Annotated in this window: 30 protein-coding genes and 1 pseudogene; 17 read left to right on the top strand and 14 right to left on the bottom strand. The window is 63.3% G+C overall.

The annotated features are described in order from the left end of the window. The 3 genes from FJ958_RS28435 to FJ958_RS28425 all read right to left on the bottom strand — a co-directional run bounded on the left by FJ958_RS28435 (position 1) and on the right by FJ958_RS28425 (position 2229). Entirely contained in the window at positions 1 to 651 is a 651-nt protein-coding gene (locus FJ958_RS28435) for an amino acid ABC transporter permease (RefSeq protein ID WP_140748535.1), read from the bottom strand. 1 nt (position 652) lies between these two features. Further along, entirely contained in the window at positions 653 to 1318 is a 666-nt protein-coding gene (locus FJ958_RS28430; protein WP_140699711.1) for an amino acid ABC transporter permease, read from the bottom strand. 80 nt (positions 1319 to 1398) lie between these two features. Continuing rightward, complete coding sequence (locus tag FJ958_RS28425) at positions 1399 to 2229, bottom strand: transporter substrate-binding domain-containing protein (RefSeq protein ID WP_181176553.1); 831 nt, start codon at positions 2227 to 2229, stop codon at positions 1399 to 1401. A gap of 169 nt (positions 2230 to 2398) precedes the next feature. Between FJ958_RS28425 and FJ958_RS28420 the strand changes: the two genes are divergently transcribed. Then, entirely contained in the window at positions 2399 to 3187 is a 789-nt protein-coding gene (locus FJ958_RS28420; protein ID WP_140748529.1) for an IclR family transcriptional regulator, read from the top strand. Between the two features lie 11 nt (positions 3188 to 3198). Here the strand turns inward: FJ958_RS28420 and FJ958_RS28415 are convergent, their stop codons facing one another. Beyond that, entirely contained in the window at positions 3199 to 3402 is a 204-nt protein-coding gene (locus tag FJ958_RS28415; RefSeq protein ID WP_140748526.1) for a YdcH family protein, read from the bottom strand. A gap of 240 nt (positions 3403 to 3642) precedes the next feature. Here FJ958_RS28415 and FJ958_RS28410 point away from each other — a divergent pair, with 240 nt between their 5' ends. The 4 genes from FJ958_RS28410 (at position 3643) to FJ958_RS28395 (ending at position 7245) form a co-directional block, all read left to right on the top strand. Next, positions 3643 to 3822 (top strand): YdcH family protein, encoded by a 180-nt coding sequence (locus FJ958_RS28410; RefSeq protein ID WP_140608175.1) that lies wholly within the window; start codon positions 3643 to 3645, stop codon positions 3820 to 3822. 337 nt (positions 3823 to 4159) lie between these two features. Next, positions 4160 to 5413: a flavodoxin-dependent (E)-4-hydroxy-3-methylbut-2-enyl-diphosphate synthase gene (ispG, locus tag FJ958_RS28405; protein WP_140748524.1), complete on the top strand. Its 1254-nt coding sequence runs from the start codon at positions 4160 to 4162 to the stop codon at positions 5411 to 5413. A gap of 5 nt (positions 5414 to 5418) precedes the next feature. Next, complete coding sequence (locus FJ958_RS28400) at positions 5419 to 6276, top strand: lytic transglycosylase domain-containing protein (protein WP_140748521.1); 858 nt, start codon at positions 5419 to 5421, stop codon at positions 6274 to 6276. Between the two features lie 192 nt (positions 6277 to 6468). Next, positions 6469 to 7245 (top strand): Stf0 family sulfotransferase, encoded by a 777-nt coding sequence (locus FJ958_RS28395; RefSeq protein WP_140748518.1) that lies wholly within the window; start codon positions 6469 to 6471, stop codon positions 7243 to 7245. A gap of 6 nt (positions 7246 to 7251) precedes the next feature. Here FJ958_RS28395 and FJ958_RS28390 read toward each other — a convergent pair whose 3' ends face one another. The 3 genes from FJ958_RS28390 to FJ958_RS28380 all read right to left on the bottom strand — a co-directional run bounded on the left by FJ958_RS28390 (position 7252) and on the right by FJ958_RS28380 (position 11431). Further along, complete coding sequence (locus FJ958_RS28390) at positions 7252 to 9588, bottom strand: response regulator (RefSeq protein ID WP_140748515.1); 2337 nt, start codon at positions 9586 to 9588, stop codon at positions 7252 to 7254. A gap of 114 nt (positions 9589 to 9702) precedes the next feature. Then, positions 9703 to 10458 carry an SDR family oxidoreductase gene (locus tag FJ958_RS28385; RefSeq protein WP_140748512.1) on the bottom strand — a complete coding sequence of 252 codons (756 nt, stop codon included), beginning with the start codon at positions 10456 to 10458 and terminating at the stop codon, positions 9703 to 9705. 55 nt (positions 10459 to 10513) lie between these two features. Further along, a complete protein-coding gene (locus FJ958_RS28380; RefSeq protein ID WP_140748509.1) occupies positions 10514 to 11431 on the bottom strand; it encodes a polyprenyl synthetase family protein in 918 nt (305 codons plus the stop codon). A 210-nt stretch (positions 11432 to 11641) separates the two neighbouring features. Here FJ958_RS28380 and FJ958_RS28375 point away from each other — a divergent pair, with 210 nt between their 5' ends. The 4 genes and pseudogenes from FJ958_RS28375 (at position 11642) to FJ958_RS28360 (ending at position 13474) form a co-directional block, all read left to right on the top strand. After that, positions 11642 to 12403, top strand: a complete 762-nt coding sequence (locus FJ958_RS28375; RefSeq protein ID WP_140748506.1) for a transglycosylase domain-containing protein — start codon at positions 11642 to 11644, stop codon at positions 12401 to 12403. A gap of 140 nt (positions 12404 to 12543) precedes the next feature. After that, positions 12544 to 12726: a 50S ribosomal protein L32 gene (rpmF, locus tag FJ958_RS28370; protein ID WP_008834724.1), complete on the top strand. Its 183-nt coding sequence runs from the start codon at positions 12544 to 12546 to the stop codon at positions 12724 to 12726. A 59-nt stretch (positions 12727 to 12785) separates the two neighbouring features. Further along, positions 12786 to 12920: pseudogene (locus tag FJ958_RS28365) on the top strand (arginase family protein); the annotation flags it as partial. Between the two features lie 152 nt (positions 12921 to 13072). Beyond that, the gene (locus tag FJ958_RS28360; protein WP_140748503.1) at positions 13073 to 13474 is read left to right on the top strand and encodes a hypothetical protein; all 402 of its coding nucleotides are present in this window, start codon (positions 13073 to 13075) and stop codon (positions 13472 to 13474) included. A gap of 3 nt (positions 13475 to 13477) precedes the next feature. Here FJ958_RS28360 and FJ958_RS28355 read toward each other — a convergent pair whose 3' ends face one another. The 3 genes from FJ958_RS28355 to FJ958_RS28345 form a co-directional block, all read right to left on the bottom strand. Beyond that, positions 13478 to 13909 carry a heme-binding protein gene (locus tag FJ958_RS28355; RefSeq protein WP_140748500.1) on the bottom strand — a complete coding sequence of 144 codons (432 nt, stop codon included), beginning with the start codon at positions 13907 to 13909 and terminating at the stop codon, positions 13478 to 13480. A 193-nt stretch (positions 13910 to 14102) separates the two neighbouring features. Beyond that, positions 14103 to 14336: a hypothetical protein gene (locus FJ958_RS28350; RefSeq protein ID WP_140748496.1), complete on the bottom strand. Its 234-nt coding sequence runs from the start codon at positions 14334 to 14336 to the stop codon at positions 14103 to 14105. A gap of 77 nt (positions 14337 to 14413) precedes the next feature. Next, positions 14414 to 14935 (bottom strand): helix-turn-helix domain-containing protein, encoded by a 522-nt coding sequence (locus FJ958_RS28345; protein ID WP_140748493.1) that lies wholly within the window; start codon positions 14933 to 14935, stop codon positions 14414 to 14416. Between the two features lie 91 nt (positions 14936 to 15026). Between FJ958_RS28345 and FJ958_RS28340 the strand changes: the two genes are divergently transcribed. The 5 genes from FJ958_RS28340 to FJ958_RS28320 all read left to right on the top strand — a co-directional run bounded on the left by FJ958_RS28340 (position 15027) and on the right by FJ958_RS28320 (position 17622). Next, the gene (locus tag FJ958_RS28340; protein ID WP_140748490.1) at positions 15027 to 15881 is read left to right on the top strand and encodes an alpha/beta hydrolase; all 855 of its coding nucleotides are present in this window, start codon (positions 15027 to 15029) and stop codon (positions 15879 to 15881) included. A gap of 98 nt (positions 15882 to 15979) precedes the next feature. Continuing rightward, positions 15980 to 16636 carry a glutathione S-transferase family protein gene (locus tag FJ958_RS28335; protein WP_140748487.1) on the top strand — a complete coding sequence of 219 codons (657 nt, stop codon included), beginning with the start codon at positions 15980 to 15982 and terminating at the stop codon, positions 16634 to 16636. 5 nt (positions 16637 to 16641) lie between these two features. Continuing rightward, positions 16642 to 16977, top strand: a complete 336-nt coding sequence (locus FJ958_RS28330) for a metalloregulator ArsR/SmtB family transcription factor (RefSeq protein ID WP_140748484.1) — start codon at positions 16642 to 16644, stop codon at positions 16975 to 16977. A 13-nt stretch (positions 16978 to 16990) separates the two neighbouring features. After that, the gene (locus FJ958_RS28325; RefSeq protein WP_348642232.1) at positions 16991 to 17272 is read left to right on the top strand and encodes a hypothetical protein; all 282 of its coding nucleotides are present in this window, start codon (positions 16991 to 16993) and stop codon (positions 17270 to 17272) included. Then, positions 17269 to 17622 carry an SRPBCC domain-containing protein gene (locus FJ958_RS28320; protein WP_246679808.1) on the top strand — a complete coding sequence of 118 codons (354 nt, stop codon included), beginning with the start codon at positions 17269 to 17271 and terminating at the stop codon, positions 17620 to 17622. Before FJ958_RS28325 ends, FJ958_RS28320 begins: the two co-directional genes overlap by 4 nt. Before the next feature lie 142 nt (positions 17623 to 17764). Here the strand turns inward: FJ958_RS28320 and FJ958_RS28315 are convergent, their stop codons facing one another. From FJ958_RS28315 to FJ958_RS28305, 3 genes are all read right to left on the bottom strand, one after another. Next, positions 17765 to 18028 carry a metalloregulator ArsR/SmtB family transcription factor gene (locus tag FJ958_RS28315; RefSeq protein ID WP_027031521.1) on the bottom strand — a complete coding sequence of 88 codons (264 nt, stop codon included), beginning with the start codon at positions 18026 to 18028 and terminating at the stop codon, positions 17765 to 17767. 31 nt (positions 18029 to 18059) lie between these two features. After that, positions 18060 to 19307 carry an MFS transporter gene (locus FJ958_RS28310; RefSeq protein ID WP_140748481.1) on the bottom strand — a complete coding sequence of 416 codons (1248 nt, stop codon included), beginning with the start codon at positions 19305 to 19307 and terminating at the stop codon, positions 18060 to 18062. An 87-nt stretch (positions 19308 to 19394) separates the two neighbouring features. Further along, the gene (locus FJ958_RS28305; protein ID WP_140748478.1) at positions 19395 to 19589 is read right to left on the bottom strand and encodes a DUF1192 domain-containing protein; all 195 of its coding nucleotides are present in this window, start codon (positions 19587 to 19589) and stop codon (positions 19395 to 19397) included. A 122-nt stretch (positions 19590 to 19711) separates the two neighbouring features. Between FJ958_RS28305 and FJ958_RS28300 the strand changes: the two genes are divergently transcribed. The 3 genes from FJ958_RS28300 to FJ958_RS28290 all read left to right on the top strand — a co-directional run bounded on the left by FJ958_RS28300 (position 19712) and on the right by FJ958_RS28290 (position 22434). Further along, complete coding sequence (locus FJ958_RS28300) at positions 19712 to 20722, top strand: NAD(P)H-quinone oxidoreductase (RefSeq protein ID WP_140748475.1); 1011 nt, start codon at positions 19712 to 19714, stop codon at positions 20720 to 20722. Between the two features lie 288 nt (positions 20723 to 21010). Further along, on the top strand, positions 21011 to 21151 hold the full coding sequence (locus tag FJ958_RS28295) for a DUF1127 domain-containing protein (RefSeq protein ID WP_064987068.1): 141 nt from the start codon (positions 21011 to 21013) through the stop codon (positions 21149 to 21151). Positions 21152 to 21741: 590 nt separating this feature from the next. After that, on the top strand, positions 21742 to 22434 hold the full coding sequence (locus tag FJ958_RS28290; RefSeq protein ID WP_140748472.1) for a DUF1013 domain-containing protein: 693 nt from the start codon (positions 21742 to 21744) through the stop codon (positions 22432 to 22434). A gap of 60 nt (positions 22435 to 22494) precedes the next feature. Here the strand turns inward: FJ958_RS28290 and FJ958_RS28285 are convergent. Next, positions 22495 to 22860 (bottom strand): WYL domain-containing protein (locus FJ958_RS28285; protein ID WP_140748469.1); only part of this gene is annotated, 366 nt, incomplete at its 5' end.

Raw genomic sequence — 22860 nt, 5'->3', positions numbered from 1 at the left:
CTATTCCCGGATGAAGGCAAAGCGCCGCTCGAGCCGCCGGCTGGCGAGCGAAAGCGCGTAATTGACCGCGAAGTAGATGAGCGCGCCCAGTATGTAGAGCGGCATCGCCTCATATGTGCGGCCGATGACCTGGTTGATGGCCTGCATCAGGTCGGTGATGCCGAGCAGCGAGACCAGCGCACTGCCCTTGACCGCGTCGGTGACGCCGTTGATCCAGGGCGGCAGGAAGCGCCTGAAGGCCTGCGGAAAGATGACCGAGGTGAGCCGCTGGGAGAAGGTCAGCCCGATGGCCATCGCCGCTTCCGACTGGCCCTTAGGAATGGAGGCGACGGCGCCACGCACATATTCCACCACCTGCGCGGTCTTGAACAGAGTGAGCGCCAGTACGGCGGCCCAGAAGGACGGCAGATGAAGCCCGGTCGCCGGCAGGCCGTAATAGACGAAGAACATCAGCACCAGGATCGGAATGCCGCGGATCGTGTCGGAGAAGATGCGCACCGCCCAGCGCAACGGGGCAGCGCCATAGACCAGGCCGACGCCGAGCAGGACGCCGACGATGAGCGAGAGCACCACGACCAGCAGCGACACCCACAGGGTCACGGCGAAGCCTTGGGCGAGGAAGGGCAGGGCGTAGAGGATCTGGCTCAGCATGTCAGCGCGCCGCCCTGAACCGGCGCTCGACGAGTCTCAGCGCGAAAAGCAGGGCATAGCCGGTCACCAGATACATTGCCGTGGTGACCAGATAGACCTCGACGATGCGGAAAGTGTTGAAGTTGATCCACTGGGCGCCGTAGGTGAGTTCCGGCACCGAGATGACCGAGGCGATCGAAGTGTCCTTGAACAGCGAGATGAAGGTGTTGGAGAGCGCCGGCAGCGTGATGCGCAGCATGGTCGGCAGGCGCACGTGGAGCAGCCTTTGCCAGGGCGTCAGGCCGATGGCCTTGCCGGCATCGAGCTGGCCGCGCGGAACAGCCTCGAGGCCCGAGCGAAACACCTCGACCAGATAGGCGCCGCTATAGACCGACAGCGTGAGGACAAACGAGGTCGGCGCGCTATAGGCCAGGTCCACCACGGTCGGCAGGCCGTAGAAGACGAGATAGACGAGCAGGATCAGCGGCACGTTGCGGATGAATTCGACGTAGGCGGCGATCGTCGCACGCACGACGCGCCCGGCCGAGACATACCAGACCGCCAGCACCAGCCCGATGACGATGCCGATGGCGATCGAGATCACGGCAAGCTCGAGGCTGAGCAGCAGGCCGCCCCACAGCTTGTCGAAGTGCCGCCAGATCAGGTTGAAGTTGAGGGCATAGCCCATGCGTCCGCCTCGGTGTGAAGGACATCGGAAGAAGCCAGGCGGAAAGGGTGCCAAATGCCCCCCCCCTTCCGCCTGCTGGATCAGATGACCGGGAAGCCGGGGTGGCGCGGCGGCGGCTCCTGGCCGAAATACTGCTTGAAGGCGGCGTCGTATAGCGCCGTCTCATGGCCGAACATGGCGATGGTGAAGGTCTGGTCGACGAAGGTCAGCCAGTCCAGATCGCCTTGCCGGACCGCGGCGCCATAGAGCATCGAATACCAGCTCTTGCCGGCATCGAAATATTTGTCCGGATTGCGCGAGGCTAGCCAGCGCACGGTGGATAGATCGACCGCGGCGGCGTCGACCCGTTTGGATTCCAGCGCCTGCAGCACGTTGGCCTGGGTGTCGATCTGCATCACCTGCGCCTGCGGCAAGGCGAAATGGACGGAGGACTCCGCGTCGACATTCTGCAGGATGGAAATGCGCGTCGCCGAACCGCCGGCAAGCAGCTTGTCGAAGGTCTTGTTCTCGGCGGTAGGAAGCGTCAGCAGCGCAACGCCTTCGACATAGTACGGCCTGGTGAAATTGATCAGCTGCGAGCGCTGCGCCGTCATCGTCATGAACTGGATGGTGATATCCACCTTGTTGGTGGTGACGTTGGGAATGCGCTGCGCCGGATCCTGCATGACGAACTCGACCTTGGTCGGGTCGTCGAAAAGCCCCTTGGCCAGAATCCGCCCCATGGTGATGTCCATGCCGACCAGTTCGCCGGCGTCGTTCTCGAAATGCCAGGGCGCGTTGGTGCTGCCGGTGCCGACGATCAGCTTGCCGCGGTCGAGCACAGTGCGCAGCAGGCTTTCGGACGCGGCCTGGGCGGCGGCCTTCTGGGCATCTACGGTTGCCAGCACGCCGGCCGTCGCAAGTCCCGCCATTCCCAATTTCAGAAAATCACGTCTTCCGGATGTGTCGTTCACGGCGACCTCCCTTCGTGTTGTGTTCCCTTACGCACAGGTCATACACGCGACAGTGATCATTGCGATTGTCTCTTACAAGGGACGCATGTATCCTGTACAAGACAGATACTAACACCAGGAATCGACAATGCAAGATGGCAGTGCCTTGGCTGTCTCAGACAGCGAGAAGATCTCGGGCTCCCGTGAAAAGGGCCTCAACCGGGTGCTCGAGATTCTGGAGTTTCTGCACACGACGCAAAGGGCGATCGGCATCGGCGATCTTGCCAAGGGGGTGAACGCACCCCGCTCGACGACCTACACGCTGGTGCGGTCGCTGGTCGATGCCGGCCTGCTGGAAATGGCCGGCGATGGCAATCGCGTTTATTTCGGCAAGAAGCTCTATCTCTATGGAATGGATTATGTGCGCGGCAACGACCTGTTGCGGCGCGGGCGCCAGGAGGTCGACAATCTGTCGCGCGAGACGGGCGAGACCTCGGAATTGTGCATGCTGCAGAGCGGCCGCTACACCATCGTCCACTCAAGCCCGGGCAGCAGGCCGTTTCGCATCAGCTCGGCCACCGGCCTGCAGATACCGCTCCCCTGGACCGCGTCCGGCCGGCTGCTTCTGGCGGGGCTGGAGAGGGCCGCGATCGAAGGCATGGTATCGGAAGACGATCTCGTGCTGCCCGACGGCCGCAAGTTGCTGCTCGACGATTTTATCGCCGATATCGCCAAGGCGCGCGTCACCGGCCACTGCGTGACCTCGGGTCTGGTCGATGCCTACACCAAATGTCTTGCCGTGCCGGTCTTTTCAGCGCCAGGCAAGGTCGAGGCGACGATGTGCCTGGTGGTCCCCATCGATACGTCGCAGGAGCGGACCGGCAGCCTCATCGGCCTGCTGCGCGATCGCGCGGCCAGGCTCTCGATCGCAGGATAGGCGAACGCGCCTCAGGCGATGATGTCGGGAATGATCTTGTCTTCCAGCTTCATCAGCCGGTCTTTCAGCGCCAGCTTCTTTTTTTTCATGCGCTGGATCTGCAGCGGGTCGCAGCTCATGGCGATCATCGCGTTGATCGCCGCGTCGAAATCGGCGTGTTCCTGCTTCAGCCGGGAAAATTCGAGGCGAATATCGGCCTGTTCCTGATCGGACATTCTTTACCGTCTGCACGTCTGCGGCGCCCAAAACTGGGGCGTGATTGGGCGGGGGCGGCAATTTCTGCCACTGGCGCGCAGCCCATATCACATTTCACATTGTCGTGGAATGCTACCAAGCAGCATTCGACATCCCCGGCGGAAGGTGGCACAGTGTCATTGTGCCGTCACAGAAACGACCTGCGGTGGACGTGCCTTTGGCGGCTGCAATCGAGGAAACCATGAAAGGGAGAACCAATCATGTCTCTTGCATCCCATCTTGATGAGTTGCAGCGGAAACACGGCGACATCGAACGTGAAATCGATGACGCGATGAACCACCCGTCGGTGGACGACCTCGAAATCGTGAATCTCAAGCGACGCAAGCTGGCAATCAAGGATGCGATTGAGAAACTGAGGGCGCAGCCGACCACGCATTGACCCTCACCTGATATAGCCGCTCACCTCTTGCGGTCTTGCTTACCGGCGGCAATCGCCGCCGGTGCGGTTGGCTTTGATTTCCACGCCGCAGGCCGCAGCTAATATCCTTTCAGCCCTGTTGTGGGTCTTGCCCGCCAACGGGCCATGTATCCTTTTTAGGTCCTCCGCGGGGTCAAATGCTGCCAGTGGCGACCTGTCGCCATTGACAAGCCGTCTTTGCTCCTCCACCTCATGCCCGGACTTCAGCGCATCGGCCCCCGGGAGTGCTTGTGCGTCCAAGCGGACGCACGGGGCTTCAGAGAGACGCGTAGCGCTCCAGAGACAAAAGGCTGCCGGCATGACGGGATATTTTTCCTTTCCCTTTCCCCGCCGCACCTCGGTCGGCGTCGACGTCGGCGGCGTGGTCGTCGGCGGCGGCGCCCCCGTGGTCGTGCAGTCGATGACCAACACCGACACCGCCGACATCGACCAGACGGTGGCGCAGGTGGCGGCGCTGCACCGCGCCGGCTCCGAGATCGTGCGCATCACCGTCGACCGCGACGAGAGCGCCGCCGCCGTGCCGTGCATCCATGAGCGGCTTCAGAGGCTCGGCATCGACGTGCCGCTGGTCGGCGATTTCCATTATATCGGCCACAAGCTCCTGGCCGACCATCCGGCCTGCGCCGAAGCGCTGGCCAAATACCGCATCAATCCGGGCAATGTCGGCTTCAAGGACAAGAAGGACCGGCAGTTCGCCGCGATCGTCGAAATGGCGATCAAGCATGACAAGCCCGTGCGCATCGGCGTCAACTGGGGTTCGCTCGACCAGGAGCTATTGACCCGGTTGATGGACGACAACCAGGACAAGGGCTTTCCGCTGACGGCGCAGGAAGTGACGCGTGAGGCGATCGTGCAGTCGGCGATCCTGTCGGCCGAGATGGCGGAGGAGATCGGCCTTGGCCGCGACAAGATCATCCTGTCGGCCAAGGTCAGCGGCGTGCAGGATTTGATCGCCGTCTATACGGAACTCGCCACCCGCTCCAACCATGCGCTGCATCTCGGCCTCACCGAAGCCGGCATGGGTTCGAAAGGCATCGTCGCCTCCTCGGCCGCCATGGGCATCCTTTTGCAGCAAGGCATCGGCGACACCATTCGCATCTCGCTGACGCCGGAGCCGAATGGCGACCGCACGCGCGAGGTGCAGGTGTCGCAGGAACTGCTGCAGACCATGGGTTTCCGGCAGTTCGTGCCGATCGTCGCGGCTTGTCCCGGCTGCGGCCGCACGACTTCCACCGTGTTCCAGGAATTGGCGCAGAACATCCAGGCGGACCTGCGCAAGAACATGCCGGTGTGGCGCGAAAGATATCCCGGCGTCGAGAACCTCAAGGTCGCTGTGATGGGCTGCATCGTCAACGGGCCGGGCGAATCCAAGCACGCCGATATCGGCATTTCGCTGCCCGGCACCGGCGAGACGCCGACGGCGCCCGTCTTCGTGGACGGCAAGAAGGCGGCAACGCTACGCGGGCCTTCGATCGCGGCGGATTTCGAGAAAATGGTCGCCGACTATATCGAGCAGAGGTTCGGGCGCGGCGGCAAGGCCGCGGCAGAGTAAGTCCAATGCGGCGGCGTTTCCCCTGGGCGACGCTGATCCTGTTGTGCGCGCTGGGCTGGCCGGCACTCGTTCAGGCCGATCCGCCGCAATCGGCCAAGCAGAGGCTGATCGACAAGGTCTGCAATCTGATCCAGGCCTATGCTGACCAGAACGGCTTGCCCAGGGATTTCTTCGCCCGGCTGATCTGGAAGGAAAGCCGTTTCGACCCCAACGCCGTCAGCCCGGTCGGCGCCGAGGGCATTGCCCAGTTCATGCCGGGCACGGCCAAGATGCGGGGGCTCGAAAATTCCTTCGACATCAACCAGGCGATCCCGGCGTCGGCGAAGTACCTCGCTGAAATGAAAACCAGCTATGGCAATCTTGGCCTCGCCGCCGCCGCTTACAATGCCGGCGAAAACCGGGTGTCGCGCTGGTTGGCTTCGGGCGGCTTCCTGCCGATGGAGACCGAGGGCTATGTCTTCGACATCATGGGCGAACCGGTCGACAAGTTCTCCGACCGTGCCTATGCCGGAAAGGTCGAACCGCTCGACGCCAAGACGGATTTTGCCGTCGCCTGCCGCAAGCTGCCGGTGATCATGTCGCAGACCGTGGCGATGGCCTCGATCAACGTCAAACCATGGGGCATCCAGGTGGCCGGCAATTTTCGCCGCGGCGCGGCGATCAACCAATGGCTGCGCGTGAGAAGCCGGTTTCCGGCCCTGCTCGCCAGCCATGATCCGGTGGTCAGCCGGGTGCGCACGCCGATGGGGCGGCGCGGCATCTACGCCGTCAGGATCGGGGTGGACGACCGCGCCGCCGCCAATGTCATCTGCCAGAAACTGCAGAGTGTCGGCGGCGCCTGCGTGGTGGTGCGCAACCGGTAGTGAAATTGTGACGACCGGTCCAAAATTGATTTGGCCAACAGACGGCCGAACTCTTGAACATACTCTCGAAATCGAGACCAGCAGACTCATCCTGCTGGAATGCGCCCGTCGCATCCCGCAACAATTTCGACTATAGGCGGCGATGGGCTGGCCGGGTTTGCCCTGCCTGCGAGGAACGACAAGGGCAGCGGGATGTTCGACGCATACATTATCTGCGGAACGCCGAGAACCGGCAGCACGTTGCTGTGCAAGCTCCTGGCATCCATAGGGACAGCCGGCGATCCTCACTCCTTCTACCGGCGGCAGGACGTGTCGGAGTGGGCCGAGGATTGGAAACTGCCCGGCCGCGACACGATCGGCGAGATCGAATTCAACGTTGCCTATCTCAATGCGGCGATCATTGCCGGCAAGGGCGGGGCCGGCAAGGACGGGACGGATGTCTTCGGCCTGCGCCTGATGCGCGAAAACCTGGACGAGCTTTCAGCCATACTCGACCAGATTTTCCCCGGGCATGCATCGGACAAAGCGCGTTTCGAAATGGCCTTTGGCCGTATTCTCTACATACATTTGTCGCGCGAGGACAAGCTCGCGCAGGCTGTCTCCCTGGTGAAGGCACGGCAAACCGGGCTTTGGCATGTCGCTCCCGATGGGACCGAGATCGAGAGGGGCGGGCCTCCGGGGCAACCGCAGTATGACTTTCAGCGCATCAAGGCTGAGCTCACCGAGTTGGAGGCGTATGACGCGGCCTGGAGCACGTGGTTCGCGGCGCAAGGTGTCATCCCGCTACGGGTTGGCTATGAGAGCCTTTCCGCCGATCCGGCCGCCACAGTGCTCGGTATCTGCGGAGCCCTTGGAGTTCAACCGCGTGACGGCGAAGATATCCGGCCCGGTGTCGCAAAGCTCGCCGACGAGACAAGCCTGGACTGGATGCGCCGCTTCCATTCGGACGCATCTGGCATCACGCAATGATGCGGATCAGGCCCTCTTGGCCACCACTGTTTCACTGAGCCATGTGCCGATCTTGGCGCCGAGGCGATCGGGCGAGACCGGCTTGGGCAAATAGTCATCCATGCCGGCCTCGATGCACTTGTCGCGATCGCCTTTCAGCGCATGCGCGGTGACACCGATGATCGGGATGCGGCCGCCCGACGAAGCCTCGATCGCGCGGATGGCGCGGGTCGCCTCGTAACCGTTCATCTCGGGCATCGAGACATCCATCAGAATCAGCTTCGGGTGCAGCGACCGGTACATCTCGACCGCCGTGCGGCCGTTGCCGGCGATGCGGTAGCTCAGGCCCAGCCCGTTGAGGATCTGGCCGAACACCAGCTGGTTCACGTCATTGTCCTCGGCAATGAGGATGTCTATCGGGCCGTTCGGCGTGACGGTCGATTCCGGCGCTGTCACGACCGGCACGGCTGGCCCCCGGATGACCGTGAAGGCAGGCGGGGCCGCCGGCGGTGGCTGGATCGGCTCGCGAACGAACTGCGCCTTGCCGACCTGCGAGCGGGCCTTCTGGATGACCGAAATGACCGTGCCGAGCAGCACTGCCGAGCGCGCCGGCTTGGTCAGGTGCGCGGCAATGCCGAAGTCGATGATCATCTTGCCGAAATCGACTTGGTCGACCGAGGTCAGGATGACGATCGGGATGGCCGACAGCCGGCTGTCGGCGGCGATGGCCCGGGCGACATCGGCGCCGTTCATGCCGGGCATCTGGTAGTCGAGGATGATGCAGTCGACGCTGGCGCCCAACTGGCAGGCGCGATCGAGGAAGGCCAGCCCCACGGCGCCGCTTTCAGCGGCGGCGCAGTCAAAGCTCCAGCTTCTGAGCTGCTCGAGCAGGATCTCGCGGTTGACCGGATTGTCGTCGATGACCAGCACACGCGCGCCGGTGACATCGACCGGCACGATCGCGTCGCGCGCCTCGGCATGGTGCACGGGCAGCGGCACCGCGAACCAGAAGACGGAGCCGCGCCCGATCTCGCTCTCGACGCCGATCTTGCCGGCCATCAGGTCGACGAGGCGGGCGGCGATGGCAAGCCCAAGGCCGGTGCCTTCGTGACGGCGGGTCGAGGAGCCATCGACCTGGGCGAATTTCTCGAACACATTCTGCAGTTTCTCGGCCGGGATGCCGATGCCGGTGTCCTCCACGCGCAGCTTGAGCTGGACGACATCGTTGACGGTTTCGCCGCCGACATCGATCAGTACATGGCCCTTTTCGGTGAACTTCACCGCATTGCCGACCAGATTGGTGACGATCTGGCGGAAGCGGCCGGCGTCGCCGACGACATAGGCCGGCAGGCGCGGGTCGACGCGCACGATCAGCTCGATGTTCTTCTCGGCGACGCGCGCCGAGACCAGTGTCGCGACATCCTCGACTGCTTCGGAGAGACGGAAGGGGATGGGATCAAGCGTCAGCTGTCCGGCATTGATCTTGGAGAAATCGAGGATGTCGTTGATGATGGTGAGCAGCGCGTTGCCCGATTTCACGATGACGTCGGTAAAGGTTTTCTGGCGCGGGGTCAGGTCGGTCTTGGCCAGCAATTCGGCCATGCCGAGCACACCGTTCATCGGCGTGCGGATCTCATGGCTCATATTGGCCAGGAATTCGGATTTGGCGCGATCGGCGGCCTCGGCCTTGAACAGCGATTCGGCGGACTGGGCAAAGGCGCGGCGGATCGCCTGTTCCATCGGCCGGAATATCCAGAAGGCGACGATGGCCAGGACGCCGAACAACAGCCCGCTCGCCCATAAAAGCAGCCGGTCGCTGGAGGCATCGGCCAAATGACGCTCCTCATCCAATGCGGTGCGGACCCGCACCAGCATCGGCTGGACAAACAGGTCGTTCTGGTTGCGGATTTCCCGGTAGCTCCATTCATCCGCCTTCTGCGCCACCGACATCAGGTTGAGGTTGCGCACCATGTCGCGCGGCGACCAGAACAGGTCGCCGTTGACCGAGGAGGCTTCGAGTTCGTCGATGGTCTTGGCCGACAGGCGCTGATGTACCGCGGCGAGCTGGGCGGTCAGTGTGCCGATCTCGCTGGTCAGGCGTTCGGAATGGGCGCGCGCCGAAGCAGTCAGCGCATCGCGCGTTTCGTTGCGCCAGGCGGAGCCGGTGGTTTCGGCGAAGCTGGTCGCGTTGCGCAGGTCGCGGGTGAAGACGACGAGATTGCTGCTCAGCGCATCGACGTCATGACGAAAGGAATTGACACGGTCGAGCGCAACCATGATGGCCGTGGAAGCCAGCGCGAAAATCAGCAATCCTGAAAGATAACGAATCCGGACAAACCGGATGAAGGAAGAATATTCCGGCATGCGCAACCCCAACACATACGCATTATTCTAATGATCGGGATTACGCTTCATTTACATTAAGATTTCGTTGGCGCGCTCGGCGCGATTGCTCGTCCCGTGCGGCGGCGCCGCGGATCAGATCGATGCGGTGATGCCGCCGTCGACATAAAGGATATGACCGTTGACGAAGGACGAGGCATCGGAGGCCAGGAACACGCAGGCCCCGACCAACTCCTCCACCTTGCCCCAGCGGCCGGCCGGCGTGCGCTTTTCGAGCCAGGCGCTGAAGGCTGGATCGGCGACGAGGGCCGCGTTGAGCGGCGTATCGAAATAGCCGGGCGCAATGGCATTGCATTGCAGGCCGTGTCTGGCCCAGTCGGTCGCCATGCCCTTGGTCAGGTTGCCGACCGCGCCCTTCGTTGCCGTGTAGGGTGCGATGCCGGGGCGGGCAAGTGCGGTCTGCACGGAGGCGATGTTGATGATCTTGCCGCGGCCCCGCCTGATCATATGGCGCGCGACTGCCTGACCGACATGGAAGACGCTGGCGACATTGGTCTGCAGCAGGCGCTCGAACGCATCGGCGGGAAAGTCCTCGAGCGGCGTGCGGAACTGCATGCCGGCATTGTTGACCAATATGTCGATCGGACCGCCGGACAGCTCGAAATTGTCGATCGCCGAGCGGACCGCCTCATGATCGGTCGCGTCGAAGGCGAGCGTTTCCGCGCCGGGAATCTGTGACGCCGCGGCGCCAAGCTTTTCAGCATCACGACCGTTGAGGATCAGACCGGCGCCGGCTTGCGCCAGGCCCTTGGCCAAGGCGAACCCAATGCCCTGCGAGGAGCCGGTGACAAGCGCCCGGCGTCCGCTGAGATCGAACGGACTGGATGACATCGAAGCTGATCTCCCTTTTGCCTCTTGCCATGTACCACGAGCACAGGGCTCGCCGTCAGCTGTTGCGCGTTGCCACGAAGGTCGCGGCTTCCTTCAGCAGGGCCCCCTTGTCGCCATAGGGTTCGAGCAGTGCGTGCGCCTGGCCGACAAGGCCGTGCAGCTGGCCGCGCGCCCAGTTGGCGCCGTGCAGGGCCACCAGCGTTCCCTTGCCGGCGGCGGCGTCCTTGCCGGTCGCTTTGCCCATCTGCTTGACGTCGGCGGTCAGATCGAGCAGGTCGTCGGCAAGCTGGAAGGCGAGCCCGATGGCCGAGCCGAATTCGGCCAGCCGCTCACGGTCTTCCGCCGGAGCGCCGGCAACGATGGCACCCGCCTCGCAGGCGAAGCGGATCAGCGCCCCGGTCTTCATCGCTTGCAGCCGTATGATGCCGGTTTCGTCGGGCGGGATGCGCTCGGCTTCGAGGTCAAGGATCTGGCCGCCGACCATGCCGCCGGCGCCGGCGGCTCGGGCAAGCGCCAGTACCAAAGCGGCCCGCCGCTCGGCCGGCAGCACGGTCGCCTCGCCGGCGATGATGTCGAAGGCCAGTGTCAGCAAGGCATCGCCGGCCAGGATGGCTGTCGCTTCGTCGAACGCCTTGTGCACGGTCGGCTGGCCGCGGCGCAGGTCATCGTCGTCCATCGCCGGAAGGTCGTCATGGATCAGCGAGTAGCAGTGCACGCATTCGAGGGCCGCCGCGACGGGCAGCGCCGCTTCGCCATCGGCGGAAAACAGGGCAGCGCTTTCCATGACCAGAAACGGGCGCAGGCGCTTGCCACCGTTCAGCACGCCGTGGCGCATCGCCGCCATCAGGCGATCGGGCCGCGTGATCTCGCCCGAAAGCGGTCGGTCGTCGAGCAACCGCCGCAGCAGCACCTCGACGGCGGCTGCCCGCCTGATGAGCGCCATTTCAAACGCCATTTCGTCATCATTCGCCATGGCCCGGAGCGGTAGCCGACACTCAGACGTTGCGCAAGAAGCCAAGCGCCATTATGCCGGAGCGGTAAGAGCCCGTTGGGAAACTCCGATCCTGCGGTCATCTGACGGCGTTTCCCGCGCAACGTACGCGACCGTACGGTGCGCTCCGGTTCTCGAAAACGCCGCGCATGACTGACAGAAGCAAGTTCGCAGCGCGCTCGACAGCATGGGTTGGGCGGCTTGGCGGAACCGATCGTCGATCATGAAACCGAAAAGCTGGACATGGCGACGAGATCGCGCGGCATAAACCGCCGCGGTCTCAGGCGCTGGGTCCGGCGAGGCATTGTCGTGGCCGTGGTGCTGGCGCTTATCCCGGTGGTGCTGACCTTCCTCTATCTGCCGTCCTTCGTGCACCCGGTCTCGACGTTGATGCTGAAGGATTTGGCGACGTTCTCCGGCTATGACAGGCGCTGGGTGTCGATCGATGATGTGGCGCCGGTGCTGGCCCATTCCGTCATCATGTCGGAGGACGGGCAGTTCTGCTTCCACCGCGGCGTCGATCTCGGCGAACTCAAGGGGGTCGTGGACGATGCGCTGGCAGGCGAGGCCACGCGCGGCGCCTCGACCATCACCATGCAGACGGTGAAGAACCTGTTCCTGTGGTCGCGGCCGCTGGGCTCGGTGCGCAAGGTCGTCGAACTGCCGCTGGCCGTCTATTTCGACGCCGTGATGTCGAAACGGCGCATCATGGAAATCTATCTCAACATCGCCGAATGGGGGCCGGGCATCTATGGAATCGAGGCGGCGGCGCAGCATCATTTCGGCATTCCGGCAAAGCAGTTGTCCAGACGGCAGGCGGCGCTGCTGGCCGTCACCTTGCCCAATCCGATCGCCCGCAATCCGGCAAAGCCGGGGCCGGGCCTTCGGAGACTCGCCAATCTGATCGAGCGGCGTGCCGGCCGTTCCGGCGCCTATGTCGGCTGTCTCGAGTAGCCGACTCAAAAAAATTCGCCGCAGTGCTGGCCAAAACGATGTCAGGCGTGTATAGGCACCCGACTTTCTCAGATTTAGGCCCCGACATGGCCCTTTCACGAGGGCGGGCGGGGCTTTTGACCATGTAGTGGAGCATATCCATGGCCGTTCCGAAACGCAAAACCTCTCCGTCCAAGCGCGGCATGCGCCGCTCGGCCGACGCCCTCAAGGCCCCGACCTATGTCGAGGACAAGAATTCCGGCGAAATGCGCCGCCCGCACCACATCGACCTGAAGACCGGCATGTATCGCGGTCGCCAGGTGCTGACGCCCAAGGAAAGCTGAGACCAGCTTTTTAAGGTTTGAGTTGCGAAAGACCGGCCTCTGGCCGGTCTTTTTGCGTTGGGCGGCTGGTTGGCATGGATATCGTCGAGATCGCGCCGGCGCGCGATATCGACGAGATCACCTCGATGACGGCGGGCCATGTCATCCTCAATGTCATCGGTGCCGCCGTGCGCGCCGGCTACTTCAGGCGCTGAGGCCTCTGTCGGCTGCTCCCATGTCAGCCGGGCAACCGGCTGACATGGTTGTTGCATCCGGTCTTCGACCGTGTTTGCGGCCGCGCACGAAAAATCTTGACGGCGTGCCTGTGGCGCATTCTACAGAAGGTGCCCCCATATGGAGACGCCAGATGTTCGGTGCCGTCCCGCTTTTGATCGTGCCTTTCGTGCTCTACAATCTCGGCCTGCTCGGGATATTCGGCGGCGGTGACGATCCGTGGGCGAGCGATGTCTTCTCATTCCGCATGATGTCGGGCGGGGTATTCTCGATGACGCTCGGCGACCTGATGGTGCTGATCGGGCTGATCTTCCTGTTCCTCGAAATGGTGAAGTCGACGCGCACGACCACCGCCTCGATCATGGACCATCTTCTCTCGACGCTGGTCTTCGTCGCCTTCCTGGTCGAGTTCCTGCTGGTCAAGGGCGCCGCGCACTCGATCTTCTTCACGCTGATGATCATCGCGCTGTTCGATGTGCTGGCCGGATTCGCGGTTTCGATGCGATCAGCCAGCCGGGACATCAATTTGAATTGAAGCTCAGCCCGGATCGGCGGTGAAGCCGGCGGCCTCGATGCCAGCGACGGCCGCTGCCTCGTCATTGTCGGATGTGTCGCCGGAAATACCGACGGCGCCAAGGATGGCGCCGGCCTTGTCGCGAATCAGGACGCCGCCGACCACCGGCAGCACGCGTCCGCCCGACACGTCGGAGATGCCAGCGATGAGATGCGGGCGCTCCTTGGCGAAAGCCTCGACACGGCGCGACCCCATGCCGATGGCCAACGCGCCATAGGCCTTGCCGGCCGACATCTGCGGGCGCAGGAACGAGGCGCCGTCCTGGCGCTGGAAGGCGACCAGATGTCCTCCGGCATCGAGCACGGAGACGCCCAGCGGTTTGAGCTTGAGGTCGGCGCCCTTGGCGAAGGCGGCGTCGATGATCTCGATGGCCTTTTCGAGCGGCAGCGCGGTCATGGCAGTCTCCTGTTTGAAATGGACAATCATCGGCGACCAGCCGGACGAAGCAATCCCGGTTTGGGTTGAAAATGCTTCTTGCGAGAAGGCGGGATGAAGGACTGCCCTATCTGGATCGCGCCGATGCTGTGATCTCAATGCAGTCGAGGGCCACTGGCTCAAGGCCATTGGCTAGGCAGCCGGGAGGTGCGTGTTACTTTTTCTTGGCGCGTGCGGGCTTCTTGGCGGGCACTGCCGGCGCGTTGGCAAGATCCTCGGCTTCCTTGGCGAGCCGCAGCGCCCTCAGCTTGTCGGTCTTGGCCTTGCGCGCGTCGCTCTCCGCGGCGTATTCCGCCATCGCTTTCTGGCGGACTGTCGCCGCCTCTTCCTGCTTCTTGAAGCGCAGATCGGCGCGCGCGCGGGCAGTATCCCTAGAGTTCTCAACCAAGAGCCTTATCCAATCCCGTCACGTGTGATTTTCCACACTTGTAGCAGAGCCGGCCTCTCAGCGGGGAAAATAGTTGGTCACGTGGTAGGGCCGGCGCTGAGAGTCTTGCTGGCGACCACGGCTTCATAGGCGGCCCGCAGCGTCGCGCGGACAGAGGGGCCGGACGGTGTGTCGAGCGGCGTGCCGAGATGCTCGTGACGCAGTTCGCCCATGAATTTCTCCCACATCGGCGGTCCGCCCTTTTCCAGAAGTTCGGCGCGGATCGAGAGTTCATCGCTGGTCGGCAGCCAGACCCGGCCCCAGGCGCCGAGATGGGCCAGGATCGGCACCAGCGTGATGGCCATCTCGGTCAGGCTGTAGATCGCCTTCTGCTTGTGACTGGGGTCGTCGGCCTTGGTCAGCATGCCAAGCTCCATCAGCCGCTTCAGCCGGTCGGCGAGGATGTTGGAGGCAATGCCTTCCATCGATCCGTTGAGCAGTTCGCGAAAATGGCGCCTGCCGCCGAAAATCATGTCGCGAAGGATGATCAGGCTCCAGCGGTCGCCGAACACTTCCAGCGACAGGTTGATCGGGCAGCCGGACCGGCGATCGAGGCTCATTCGATTCTCCCCACAAAACCAGTTGCATTATCGTATCAGTTTTATTATCGTGCAACTGATTTCAAAATGCAATCAGTATGGGAGGATCTAAATGACTGCGATCGATCGCCCCGAGATCGTATCGGAAGCCTTCGGCGAGCGTGAAAATCCCGCGCTGCTCCTGATCATGGGCGCAATGGCCTCGATGCTGTGGTGGCCGGAGGCCTTTTGCCGGAAGTTGGCGGGTGCCGGGCTCCACGTGATCCGCTATGACAATCGCGATACCGGCCGCTCGACCAAATATCCGCCGGGCGCGCCGCCTTACACATTCGACGACATGGCGGGCGATGCGATTGGTGTGCTCGACAGCCACGGCATCGGCGAGGCCCATGTCGCCGGCATGTCGATGGGCGGCATGATCGCGCAGCTCGTGGCGCTCAAGCATCCCTCCCGCGTTGCGTCGCTGACCGCGATCAGCAGCTCGCCGATGGGGATGGACAGCTCGCATCTGCCGCGGCCGAGCGATGCCTATACCGAGCATTCGGCCGAGGGCGCCGATGTCGATTGGTCGGACCGCCGCCAGGTGATCGACTTCATGGTCAGGGATGCCAGGGCGATCGCCAGCGTTGCGCATCCCTTCGACGCGGCCCGGATGCGCGCTTTCATCGAACAGGATTATACCAGGTCCGGCGGGTTCCTGAGCGCAACCAATCATTTCCTGCTCAAGGGCACGGACCAATGGAATGGCCGCCTGCACGAGATGAGGGCGCCGTTGCTTGTCATCCACGGCACGGCGGATCCGATCTTTCCGATCGAGCATGGCGAGGCGCTGGCAGGGGCGGTCGCCGGTGCGAGACTCCTTCGTGTCGAAGGCGGCGGCCATGAGCTGCATCCGGACGACTGGACGAAGATATTGGCGGCAATCGTCGCCCACGTCCGGGCCAACCGAGGCGGCGGCAGGTCTTGACGAGTGAAGTTCGCCGCAATAGTTAAGTAAATGCTTCAGTGTTGATCCGGCGAACATGCCGGCCGGCCCCCGATGAACCAGAAACAGACGAGCAAAGAATGTCCCTGACGCTGCATTTCCATCCCTTGGCCTCTTTCTGCTGGAAGCCGCTGATCGCGCTCTATGAGAACGCAACGCCTTTCGTTCCGGTCATCGTCGATCTCGGCGATGAGCAATCGCGCGGGGCCTTCCTGAAGATATCGCCGACCGGCAAGATGCCGGCGCTGCGCGACGATGCGCGCGACCGCACGGTGCTGGAATCCACCATTGTCGTCGAATATCTGGCCGCGCACTATCCGGGGCCGGTCGAGCTCGTTCCGGCCGCCATCGACCTGGCGCTGACCGTCCGCCAGGCCGACCGCTTCTACGATTTCTATGTGCAGGAGCCGATGCAGAAGATCGTCGGCGACCGGTTGCGGCCGCAGGACAAGAGCGATCCCTTCGGCGTCGAGCAAGCGCGAGGGCAACTGCGCACGTCCTATGCCATTATCGAAGATGAGATGCAGTCGAAGAAATGGGCGGTGGGCGACGCCTTCACAATGGCCGATTGCGCGGCATCTCCCGCGCTTTTCTATGCCAACAAGGTGGAGCCTTTCGGCGACAAATATCCGGCCGTGAAGCGCTACCATGACCGCCTGCTGCAGCGTCCCGCCTTCAGCAGGGTGATCGAGGAGGCGCAGCCCTACTTCAAGCTCTTTCCCTACAACAATGGCTGACCGCGATGCTGCACGATCCCGCCCAGCTCGACCTGATGTTCCAAGCGCTCGCCGATCCGGCGCGGCGGCAGATGGTCGACCGGCTGTCGCGCGGCCCCGCATCGGTCAGCCAACTGGCCGAGCCGCTGGCGATGTCGCTGTCGGCGGTCGTCCAGCACCTTAACCTCCTGGAGGCGAGCGGCCTGGTGCGCACGCAGAAGGTTGGACGGGTACGCACCTGCCAGATCGAGCCCAAGGCGCTGAGAGCGGCGGAGCACTGGATCAATGAACGTCGCCTCTCCTGGGAGCGCCGGTTGGATCGGCTCGGCGATTTCCTCGCGGAAACCAAGGACGAAAGCTGAAGGGGGAATGGCCATGTCCGCCAAAAGCAGAGCGGAATTGATCCGCTTTTATTTTGCCGCCTGCCAGGCAAATGAGCGTGATGTCGCCGAGACGGCGCTGGCGGACGATTTCACGTTCACCAGCCCCTATGAGGATGCCATCGACCGCGAGACCTATTTCGCCCGGTGCTGGCCTGACACTCGTTTCGCGGCGACCGCCTGCGCAGCGTGGAGGTCTATTTCGGCGCTGCCTATCGTGACGGCGTCTTCATTCCACAGAACCAGTCGAGTTGATCAACGAGGACCCGCTCCATGACCGAACGATCCGTTGTCCATTCCACCTTTGTCGTCGAGCGGAGCTACCCGGTGGCGCCAGCGAAAGTCTTTTCGGCGTTCAGCGATCCGGACGTCAAGCGGCGCTGGTTCGTCGATCCCTACGACCCGACGCCCAGCCGCCACGAAATGGACTTCCGCGTCGGCGGCAAGGAGGTCAATGCCGGCTGCCCGAGCGATGGGCAGATGCATTTCTTCAATGCGGTCTATCAGGACATCGTACCCGACCGGCGCATCGTCTACAGCTACGAGCTGTTGTTCGGCGAAACCCGCGTCTCGGTGTCGCTGGCGACGATCGAGCTTGTCGCGGAAAGCGGGGCACGCGGCTTGTGATGACGGAGCAGGGCGCCTTCCTCGACGGCCACGACACGTCAGCCCCGCGCGAGCATGGAACGGGCGAATTGCTCGACGCGCTCGGTGCCTTCCTGGCGCAAGCCTGATCATCGTGGTGGCTTTGCTGATCAGGCGATGTGGATCAGGCTTCCCAGAACTGATCGAGCCAGATGTTGAGCTTCAGGAAGCCAGCGTTGCTTACCGTATAGACACGCCGTGTGCCTTCAGCCTTGGCGTTGACCAGTCCGGCGTCGAGCAACACTTTCAGATGCTGTGATACGGCCGGGCGCGAGACTGGTAGCCCGGCCGCCAATTCGTTGACGGTCTTCGGACCGCGTCGAAGTTCTTCCAGAAGATGGCGCCGATTGGGGTCGGCGATCGCCATGAAGGCGTCGGAAAACATCATGCCTCATTTGTGAGGCAAAGTTTTTCAAATCTCAACTGCTTGCTTCTGCTTTTCTTCTTGGATCGAGCCGCAATGCTTCCGGGGTCACGGAGCGGTCTGCCGGTTGCGTCTTGAAGGCGTCGCGATCCTCGATCGGCACCGGAGCGCGGCGGCTGATGCGCAGCAGCGTGTAGCCGGCCAGAGACAAATGCGCGAAGGCGGTGGCCAGGAACAGGCCCTCCGGCCGCATCCAACCCATCAGCGCCGCCGCCAGCAAGGGGCCGATCATGGTGCCGAAACCATAGAGCAGCAGCAGGCCGCCCGAGACCTTGACGAAATCCTCGGCACTGGCGTGGTCGTTGGCATGCGCTACGGCGATCGAATAGAGCGTATAGGCGAAAGCGCCGTAGGCGGCAGTCAGCACGATGACGAAGCTGGCGGAGCGCGGCTCGAACAGGAAGATGAGAACCGCCACCAGCGCACCGCCGAAAGCGGCACCAGCCAGCACGAAACGCCGGTCGGTCTTGTCGGACAGGCGCCCGGCCGGAAGCTGCATGGCGGCACCGGCAACCACCACCAGGCTCATCATCAAGGCGATCTCGGCGGTGGAGATGCCGATGCGGGCGCCATAGACCGCGCCAAGCGTGCCCCAGGCGCCGTTGGCGATGCCGATCAGCAGGCAGGCGATCGCCGACACCGGCGAATTCGCATAGAGGCTTTTGACGTCCAACTTGACGTCCTGCAGCGGCTTGGGGGACGATGCCGTCGATACTGCGGTCGGGATCAGCGACAGGCAGAACAGGATGCCGGTGATCATGAACAGCGAAGCCGATTTCACGTCGCCGCCGGCGACAATCATCTGCCCGCCCATGATCGAGGCGTAGGTGACCATCATATAGAGGCCGAAGACGGTGCCGCGGTTCTCGTTGGTGGCTTTCTCGTTCAGCCAGCTTTCAATGACCATGAAGGCGCCGGCCATGGTGAAGCCGGTGAAGGCGCGCAGCAGGATCCAGATAGATTCATTGATGACGAGGCCAGTCAGTAGCGCAATGATCGCGCCCGCCGCGGCGAAGGCGCCAAACGCCCTGACATGGCCTGCACGGCGCACCAGACGCGGGGCGAAGAAGCAGCCGGTGACGAAGCCGCCTGCCCAGGCCGTGCCCATCAGGCCGAGCGAGGCGGTCGAGAACCCTTCCACCTGGCCGCGCAGCGGCAAAAGCAGGCCGTGCAGGCCGGATGCCGCCAGCAGGAAGGCGGTGCCGCGAAGCAGGGAAAGGATCGGTCGGTAGGCTGCGAGCATTTTTTGATCCGGCTGGACTCTGGGAGGGAGGCAGGTCTGAAGACAGTCCCATTCGGGCTTTTCGGCGGCGGACCTTCGACCTGCAGCCTATCCGCGGCGGAACAGCGCCTCGGCGGCCGATTTGGTGCTGTCCTTGGCCTTGAGTTCGGCCTCCAGCCGGGCAATCTCGTCACGCAGGATGCCGATGCGCTCTGACAGTTCGCCGACGGAGAGCAATGCCAGGTCCTGCCCGATCTCGTGCGGGCGCGCCTTCTTCTTGGGTTCGTCGTCGAAGATCGCCATCGTTGCTCCTCCTCCGCCACACCAGATTGGCCATTTGCCTGATTTGGCAATGAGCATACATAGGGCAAGGGCGTCGATGCAAACAGCCGGTAAGAGTACGGCGAGGAAATACGGGAAACTTCATGGCGAGCGGACAGAAAATTCCGGCGAGAATGACGGCGATCGCGATCTCGGAGCCGGGCGGCCCACGGGTGCTGAAACCGGAAACGCGCGAGGTACCACAGCCCGGCCCCGGTGAAATCCTGATCAAGGTGCATGCCGCCGGCGTCAACCGGCCCGACGTGCAGCAGCGCAAGGGCGCGTATCCGCCTCCGCCGGGAGCATCGGATTTGCCGGGCCTCGAAGTATCGGGCGAAGTGGCAGCCCTTGGCGACGGGATATCGCGCTGGCGCACCGGCGACCGGGTCTGCGCACTCACCCCCGGTGGCGGCTACGCCGAATATGCCAAGGTTCACGCTGGCAGCGTGCTGCCGCTGCCGGCCGGCTTCACCCACACGGAAGCGGCCGCCGTGCCAGAAAACTATTTTACCGTCTGGCACAATGTGTTCGAACGCGGCGGCCTGAAGAAAGGCGAGACGCTGCTCGTCCATGGCGGCTCATCGGGCATCGGCACGACGGCGATCCAGCTTGCCTCGGCCTTCGGCGCTTATGTCATCACCACCGCCGGCAGCAAGGAGAAATGCGACGCCTGCCTCAAGCTCGGCGCCGACCGCGCGATCAACTACCGCGCGGAGGATTTCGTCGCGGCGGTGAAGGACGCGACGGGCGGCAAGGGCGCCAATGTCATCCTCGACATGGTCGGCGGCGACTATGTCCAGCGAAACTACGAGGCCGCCGCCGTCGAGGGCCGTATCGTCCAGATCGCCGTTCAGGCCGGCGCAATGGCGACCGCCGACTTTTCCAAGATCATGGTCAAGCGACTGACCCATACGGGGTCGACGCTGAGGCCGCGCACCGTCGAATTCAAGGCGGCCATCGCAGCGGCGCTGGAGGCGCAGGTCTGGCCTTTGCTCGGTACGCGCAAGGTTGCTCCGGTCATGGACATGATTTTCCCTCTCACCGATGCCTGGCGCGCGCATGAGCGGATGGAGGAGGGCGATCATATCGGCAAGATCGTGCTCGACGTCGGCTAGGATGCATCGATATTCAGGCGAGGCCTGCAAACGGCAGTCTCCCGTGCTTCCAGCGCTCACGGACTTTGGTGCGCTCCGCTCCGGTTCTCAGAGCCTGCCGTTTTCGACTCGGCCTGACCTGAATCGCGACGCGTACTCGGCGTCACGTCCTCGCTCACAAAGTGAACAGAAGCTTAATGGTGCAATGCAGCATTTGCATCATTGCTATGCAAAATCGGCCGTTCAAGTCCCGATCGATGATGACTATCTGAGCAGCATCAAAACGAACACCCCATTTGGAGGAATATCATGAACCCGATCCGCGCTTTCCGTAACTGGCGCATGTACAACGAGACCGTGCGCGAACTGAACCGTCTCAACGCACGTCAGCTCAGCGATCTCGGCATCAACCGCGCCGACATCGAAAGGATCGCCCGTCAGGCGATCTGATTTCAAGCGTGACCCGGCCGCAGGGCCGGTCTCATGCCGGGAAGTAGAGCTGTAGCAGACGTTTCTCGTCTCCGGTTCCGAGCCCGCTGGACATCGTCCAGCGGGTTTGTTTTTTGCGAATGGCTGTTTCAGTGGCCTTTGTCCATGCGCGGCAACACCCGAATCCCGGTCCGGTTCATTCCGTTCCGGCTGCCGCTCACAGGCCGCCACCCTAATCCCTCATAACCTGCCGCTGCGCCGTTCGGCGGGTTGTTCGACCTGGCGCCAGCCGAGGCGCCCTGGCTTCGGCTCTTTCGCGGGACGAGCCCTTATGGAGGCCGCGGCAAGCGCCAACATCACCATAAGGCCGGCGAACCTATCTCGAACGGATATTCGCCAAAGACCGGAACGCGCCAGCAAAGCCAGCTTGTCGCGCTTCTCGAGAGCACGGCGCCATTCCGGTAGCCGCTCGGTTGTGGTTTCAGGCGGGTGCATCCAAAAACGTTGCGAAACAGCAAGGGAACGGTTATACAGGCCGCGAATTTCCCATTTTGGTGGCTCTAAACCACCGCCCGCGCGGGAACGCGGGCGAACGAGAAGGATTTTTTAAAATGGCCAATACGCTGCTGATGCCCAAGGCGACCGCCGTCTGGCTGGTCGACAACACCGCGCTCTCGTTCGAGCAGATCGCGCAGTTCTGCGGGCTGCATCCGCTCGAGGTCAAGGCGATCGCCGACGGTGAGTCGGCGCAAGGCATCAAGGGCATGGACCCGATCATGACCGGGCAGCTGACCCGCGACGAGATCGCGCGCGCCGAGAAGGATCCTAACCACCGGCTGAAGCTTTCCGACCCCAAGGTGCGGGTGCCCGAATCCAAGCGCAAGGGGCCGCGCTACACGCCGCTGTCGAAGCGTCAGGACCGGCCGAACGCCATCCTTTGGCTGGTGCGCAACCATCCCGAACTCAAGGACGCGCAGATTTCGCGCCTCGTCGGCACCACCAAGTCGACGATCGAGCAGATCCGCGAGCGCAAGCACTGGAATTCGGCCAATCTGCAACCGATGGACCCGGTGACGCTGGGTCTCGCCTCGCAGATCGACCTCGACATGGAAGTCAACCGCGCCTCGCGCGGCCGCGAGCAGGCGCAGCCGGTCGGCGACACGCTGCTGCCGGCGGCGCTGACCGAGCGGCTGGTGCCGGCTCCCGAAAAGCCGAAGGACGAGGATGCCGAGCTTGACGCCAATGCCGTGTTCGCCAAGCTCTCGGCGCTGAAGTCCAAGAACGAGGACGCCGACGACGAATAGGGTTTGCGACAGATCAATAAAAAGCCCGCTTCGCGCCGGCTTTTTATTGGGATCCTTTTCTCAGCTTCGCGCCGCACGGTCCGGCGCCATGCCGTAATCCTCGCTGCGTTCCACCGCGCGGTAGAAGTCGGCAAGCTGCTTGCCGCGCTCCGGCTTGAAGATACGGCCGGCGATGACCACCGAGGCGATGCGGTCGATGCGGAAGGCGCGGAAATCGTCGCGCATCTCGCACCAGGCGACCAGCGTCCACACCTTGCCCCAGAACCACAGGCCGAGTGGCCTGATGTCGCGCGCGGTGCCGCGGCCGGCCTCGTCGCAATAGTCGATGGTCAGCACCTGGCGCTTCTCGACCGCGCGCTCGATGAGGTCGATCGCCTCGCGGGCGGCGTCGCTGACCACCCACATCGGCCTGTGGTTCTGGGGCAA

Source organism: Mesorhizobium sp. B2-3-5 (assembly GCF_006442395.1).
GTDB lineage: Bacteria > Pseudomonadota > Alphaproteobacteria > Rhizobiales > Rhizobiaceae > Mesorhizobium.
The sequence above is the reverse complement of the archived record's forward strand: the minus strand, read 5'-3'. Positions and strand labels throughout refer to the sequence as shown.

What these genes read in the sequence shown, in the direction of transcription:
- FJ958_RS28435 (WP_140748535.1), bottom strand. Translation starts at nt 651, where the DNA reads ATGCTGAGCCAGATCCTCTACGCCCTGCCCTTCCTCGCCCAAGGCTTC.
- FJ958_RS28430 (WP_140699711.1), bottom strand. Translation starts at nt 1,318, where the DNA reads ATGGGCTATGCCCTCAACTTCAACCTGATCTGGCGGCACTTCGACAAG.
- FJ958_RS28425 (WP_181176553.1), bottom strand. Translation starts at nt 2,229, where the DNA reads ATGGCGGGACTTGCGACGGCCGGCGTGCTGGCAACCGTAGATGCCCAG.
- FJ958_RS28420 (WP_140748529.1), top strand. Translation starts at nt 2,399, where the DNA reads ATGCAAGATGGCAGTGCCTTGGCTGTCTCAGACAGCGAGAAGATCTCG.
- FJ958_RS28415 (WP_140748526.1), bottom strand. Translation starts at nt 3,402, where the DNA reads ATGTCCGATCAGGAACAGGCCGATATTCGCCTCGAATTTTCCCGGCTG.
- FJ958_RS28410 (WP_140608175.1), top strand. Translation starts at nt 3,643, where the DNA reads ATGTCTCTTGCATCCCATCTTGATGAGTTGCAGCGGAAACACGGCGAC.
- ispG (WP_140748524.1), top strand. Translation starts at nt 4,160, where the DNA reads ATGACGGGATATTTTTCCTTTCCCTTTCCCCGCCGCACCTCGGTCGGC.
- FJ958_RS28400 (WP_140748521.1), top strand. Translation starts at nt 5,419, where the DNA reads ATGCGGCGGCGTTTCCCCTGGGCGACGCTGATCCTGTTGTGCGCGCTG.
- FJ958_RS28395 (WP_140748518.1), top strand. Translation starts at nt 6,469, where the DNA reads ATGTTCGACGCATACATTATCTGCGGAACGCCGAGAACCGGCAGCACG.
- FJ958_RS28390 (WP_140748515.1), bottom strand. Translation starts at nt 9,588, where the DNA reads ATGCCGGAATATTCTTCCTTCATCCGGTTTGTCCGGATTCGTTATCTT.
- FJ958_RS28385 (WP_140748512.1), bottom strand. Translation starts at nt 10,458, where the DNA reads ATGTCATCCAGTCCGTTCGATCTCAGCGGACGCCGGGCGCTTGTCACC.
- FJ958_RS28380 (WP_140748509.1), bottom strand. Translation starts at nt 11,431, where the DNA reads ATGGCGAATGATGACGAAATGGCGTTTGAAATGGCGCTCATCAGGCGG.
- rpmF (WP_008834724.1), top strand. Translation starts at nt 12,544, where the DNA reads ATGGCCGTTCCGAAACGCAAAACCTCTCCGTCCAAGCGCGGCATGCGC.
- FJ958_RS28360 (WP_140748503.1), top strand. Translation starts at nt 13,073, where the DNA reads ATGTTCGGTGCCGTCCCGCTTTTGATCGTGCCTTTCGTGCTCTACAAT.
- FJ958_RS28355 (WP_140748500.1), bottom strand. Translation starts at nt 13,909, where the DNA reads ATGACCGCGCTGCCGCTCGAAAAGGCCATCGAGATCATCGACGCCGCC.
- FJ958_RS28345 (WP_140748493.1), bottom strand. Translation starts at nt 14,935, where the DNA reads ATGAGCCTCGATCGCCGGTCCGGCTGCCCGATCAACCTGTCGCTGGAA.
- FJ958_RS28340 (WP_140748490.1), top strand. Translation starts at nt 15,027, where the DNA reads ATGACTGCGATCGATCGCCCCGAGATCGTATCGGAAGCCTTCGGCGAG.
- FJ958_RS28335 (WP_140748487.1), top strand. Translation starts at nt 15,980, where the DNA reads ATGTCCCTGACGCTGCATTTCCATCCCTTGGCCTCTTTCTGCTGGAAG.
- FJ958_RS28330 (WP_140748484.1), top strand. Translation starts at nt 16,642, where the DNA reads ATGCTGCACGATCCCGCCCAGCTCGACCTGATGTTCCAAGCGCTCGCC.
- FJ958_RS28325 (WP_348642232.1), top strand. Translation starts at nt 16,991, where the DNA reads ATGTCCGCCAAAAGCAGAGCGGAATTGATCCGCTTTTATTTTGCCGCC.
- FJ958_RS28320 (WP_246679808.1), top strand. Translation starts at nt 17,269, where the DNA reads ATGACCGAACGATCCGTTGTCCATTCCACCTTTGTCGTCGAGCGGAGC.
- FJ958_RS28315 (WP_027031521.1), bottom strand. Translation starts at nt 18,028, where the DNA reads ATGATGTTTTCCGACGCCTTCATGGCGATCGCCGACCCCAATCGGCGC.
- FJ958_RS28310 (WP_140748481.1), bottom strand. Translation starts at nt 19,307, where the DNA reads ATGCTCGCAGCCTACCGACCGATCCTTTCCCTGCTTCGCGGCACCGCC.
- FJ958_RS28305 (WP_140748478.1), bottom strand. Translation starts at nt 19,589, where the DNA reads ATGGCGATCTTCGACGACGAACCCAAGAAGAAGGCGCGCCCGCACGAG.
- FJ958_RS28300 (WP_140748475.1), top strand. Translation starts at nt 19,712, where the DNA reads ATGGCGAGCGGACAGAAAATTCCGGCGAGAATGACGGCGATCGCGATC.
- FJ958_RS28295 (WP_064987068.1), top strand. Translation starts at nt 21,011, where the DNA reads ATGAACCCGATCCGCGCTTTCCGTAACTGGCGCATGTACAACGAGACC.
- FJ958_RS28290 (WP_140748472.1), top strand. Translation starts at nt 21,742, where the DNA reads ATGGCCAATACGCTGCTGATGCCCAAGGCGACCGCCGTCTGGCTGGTC.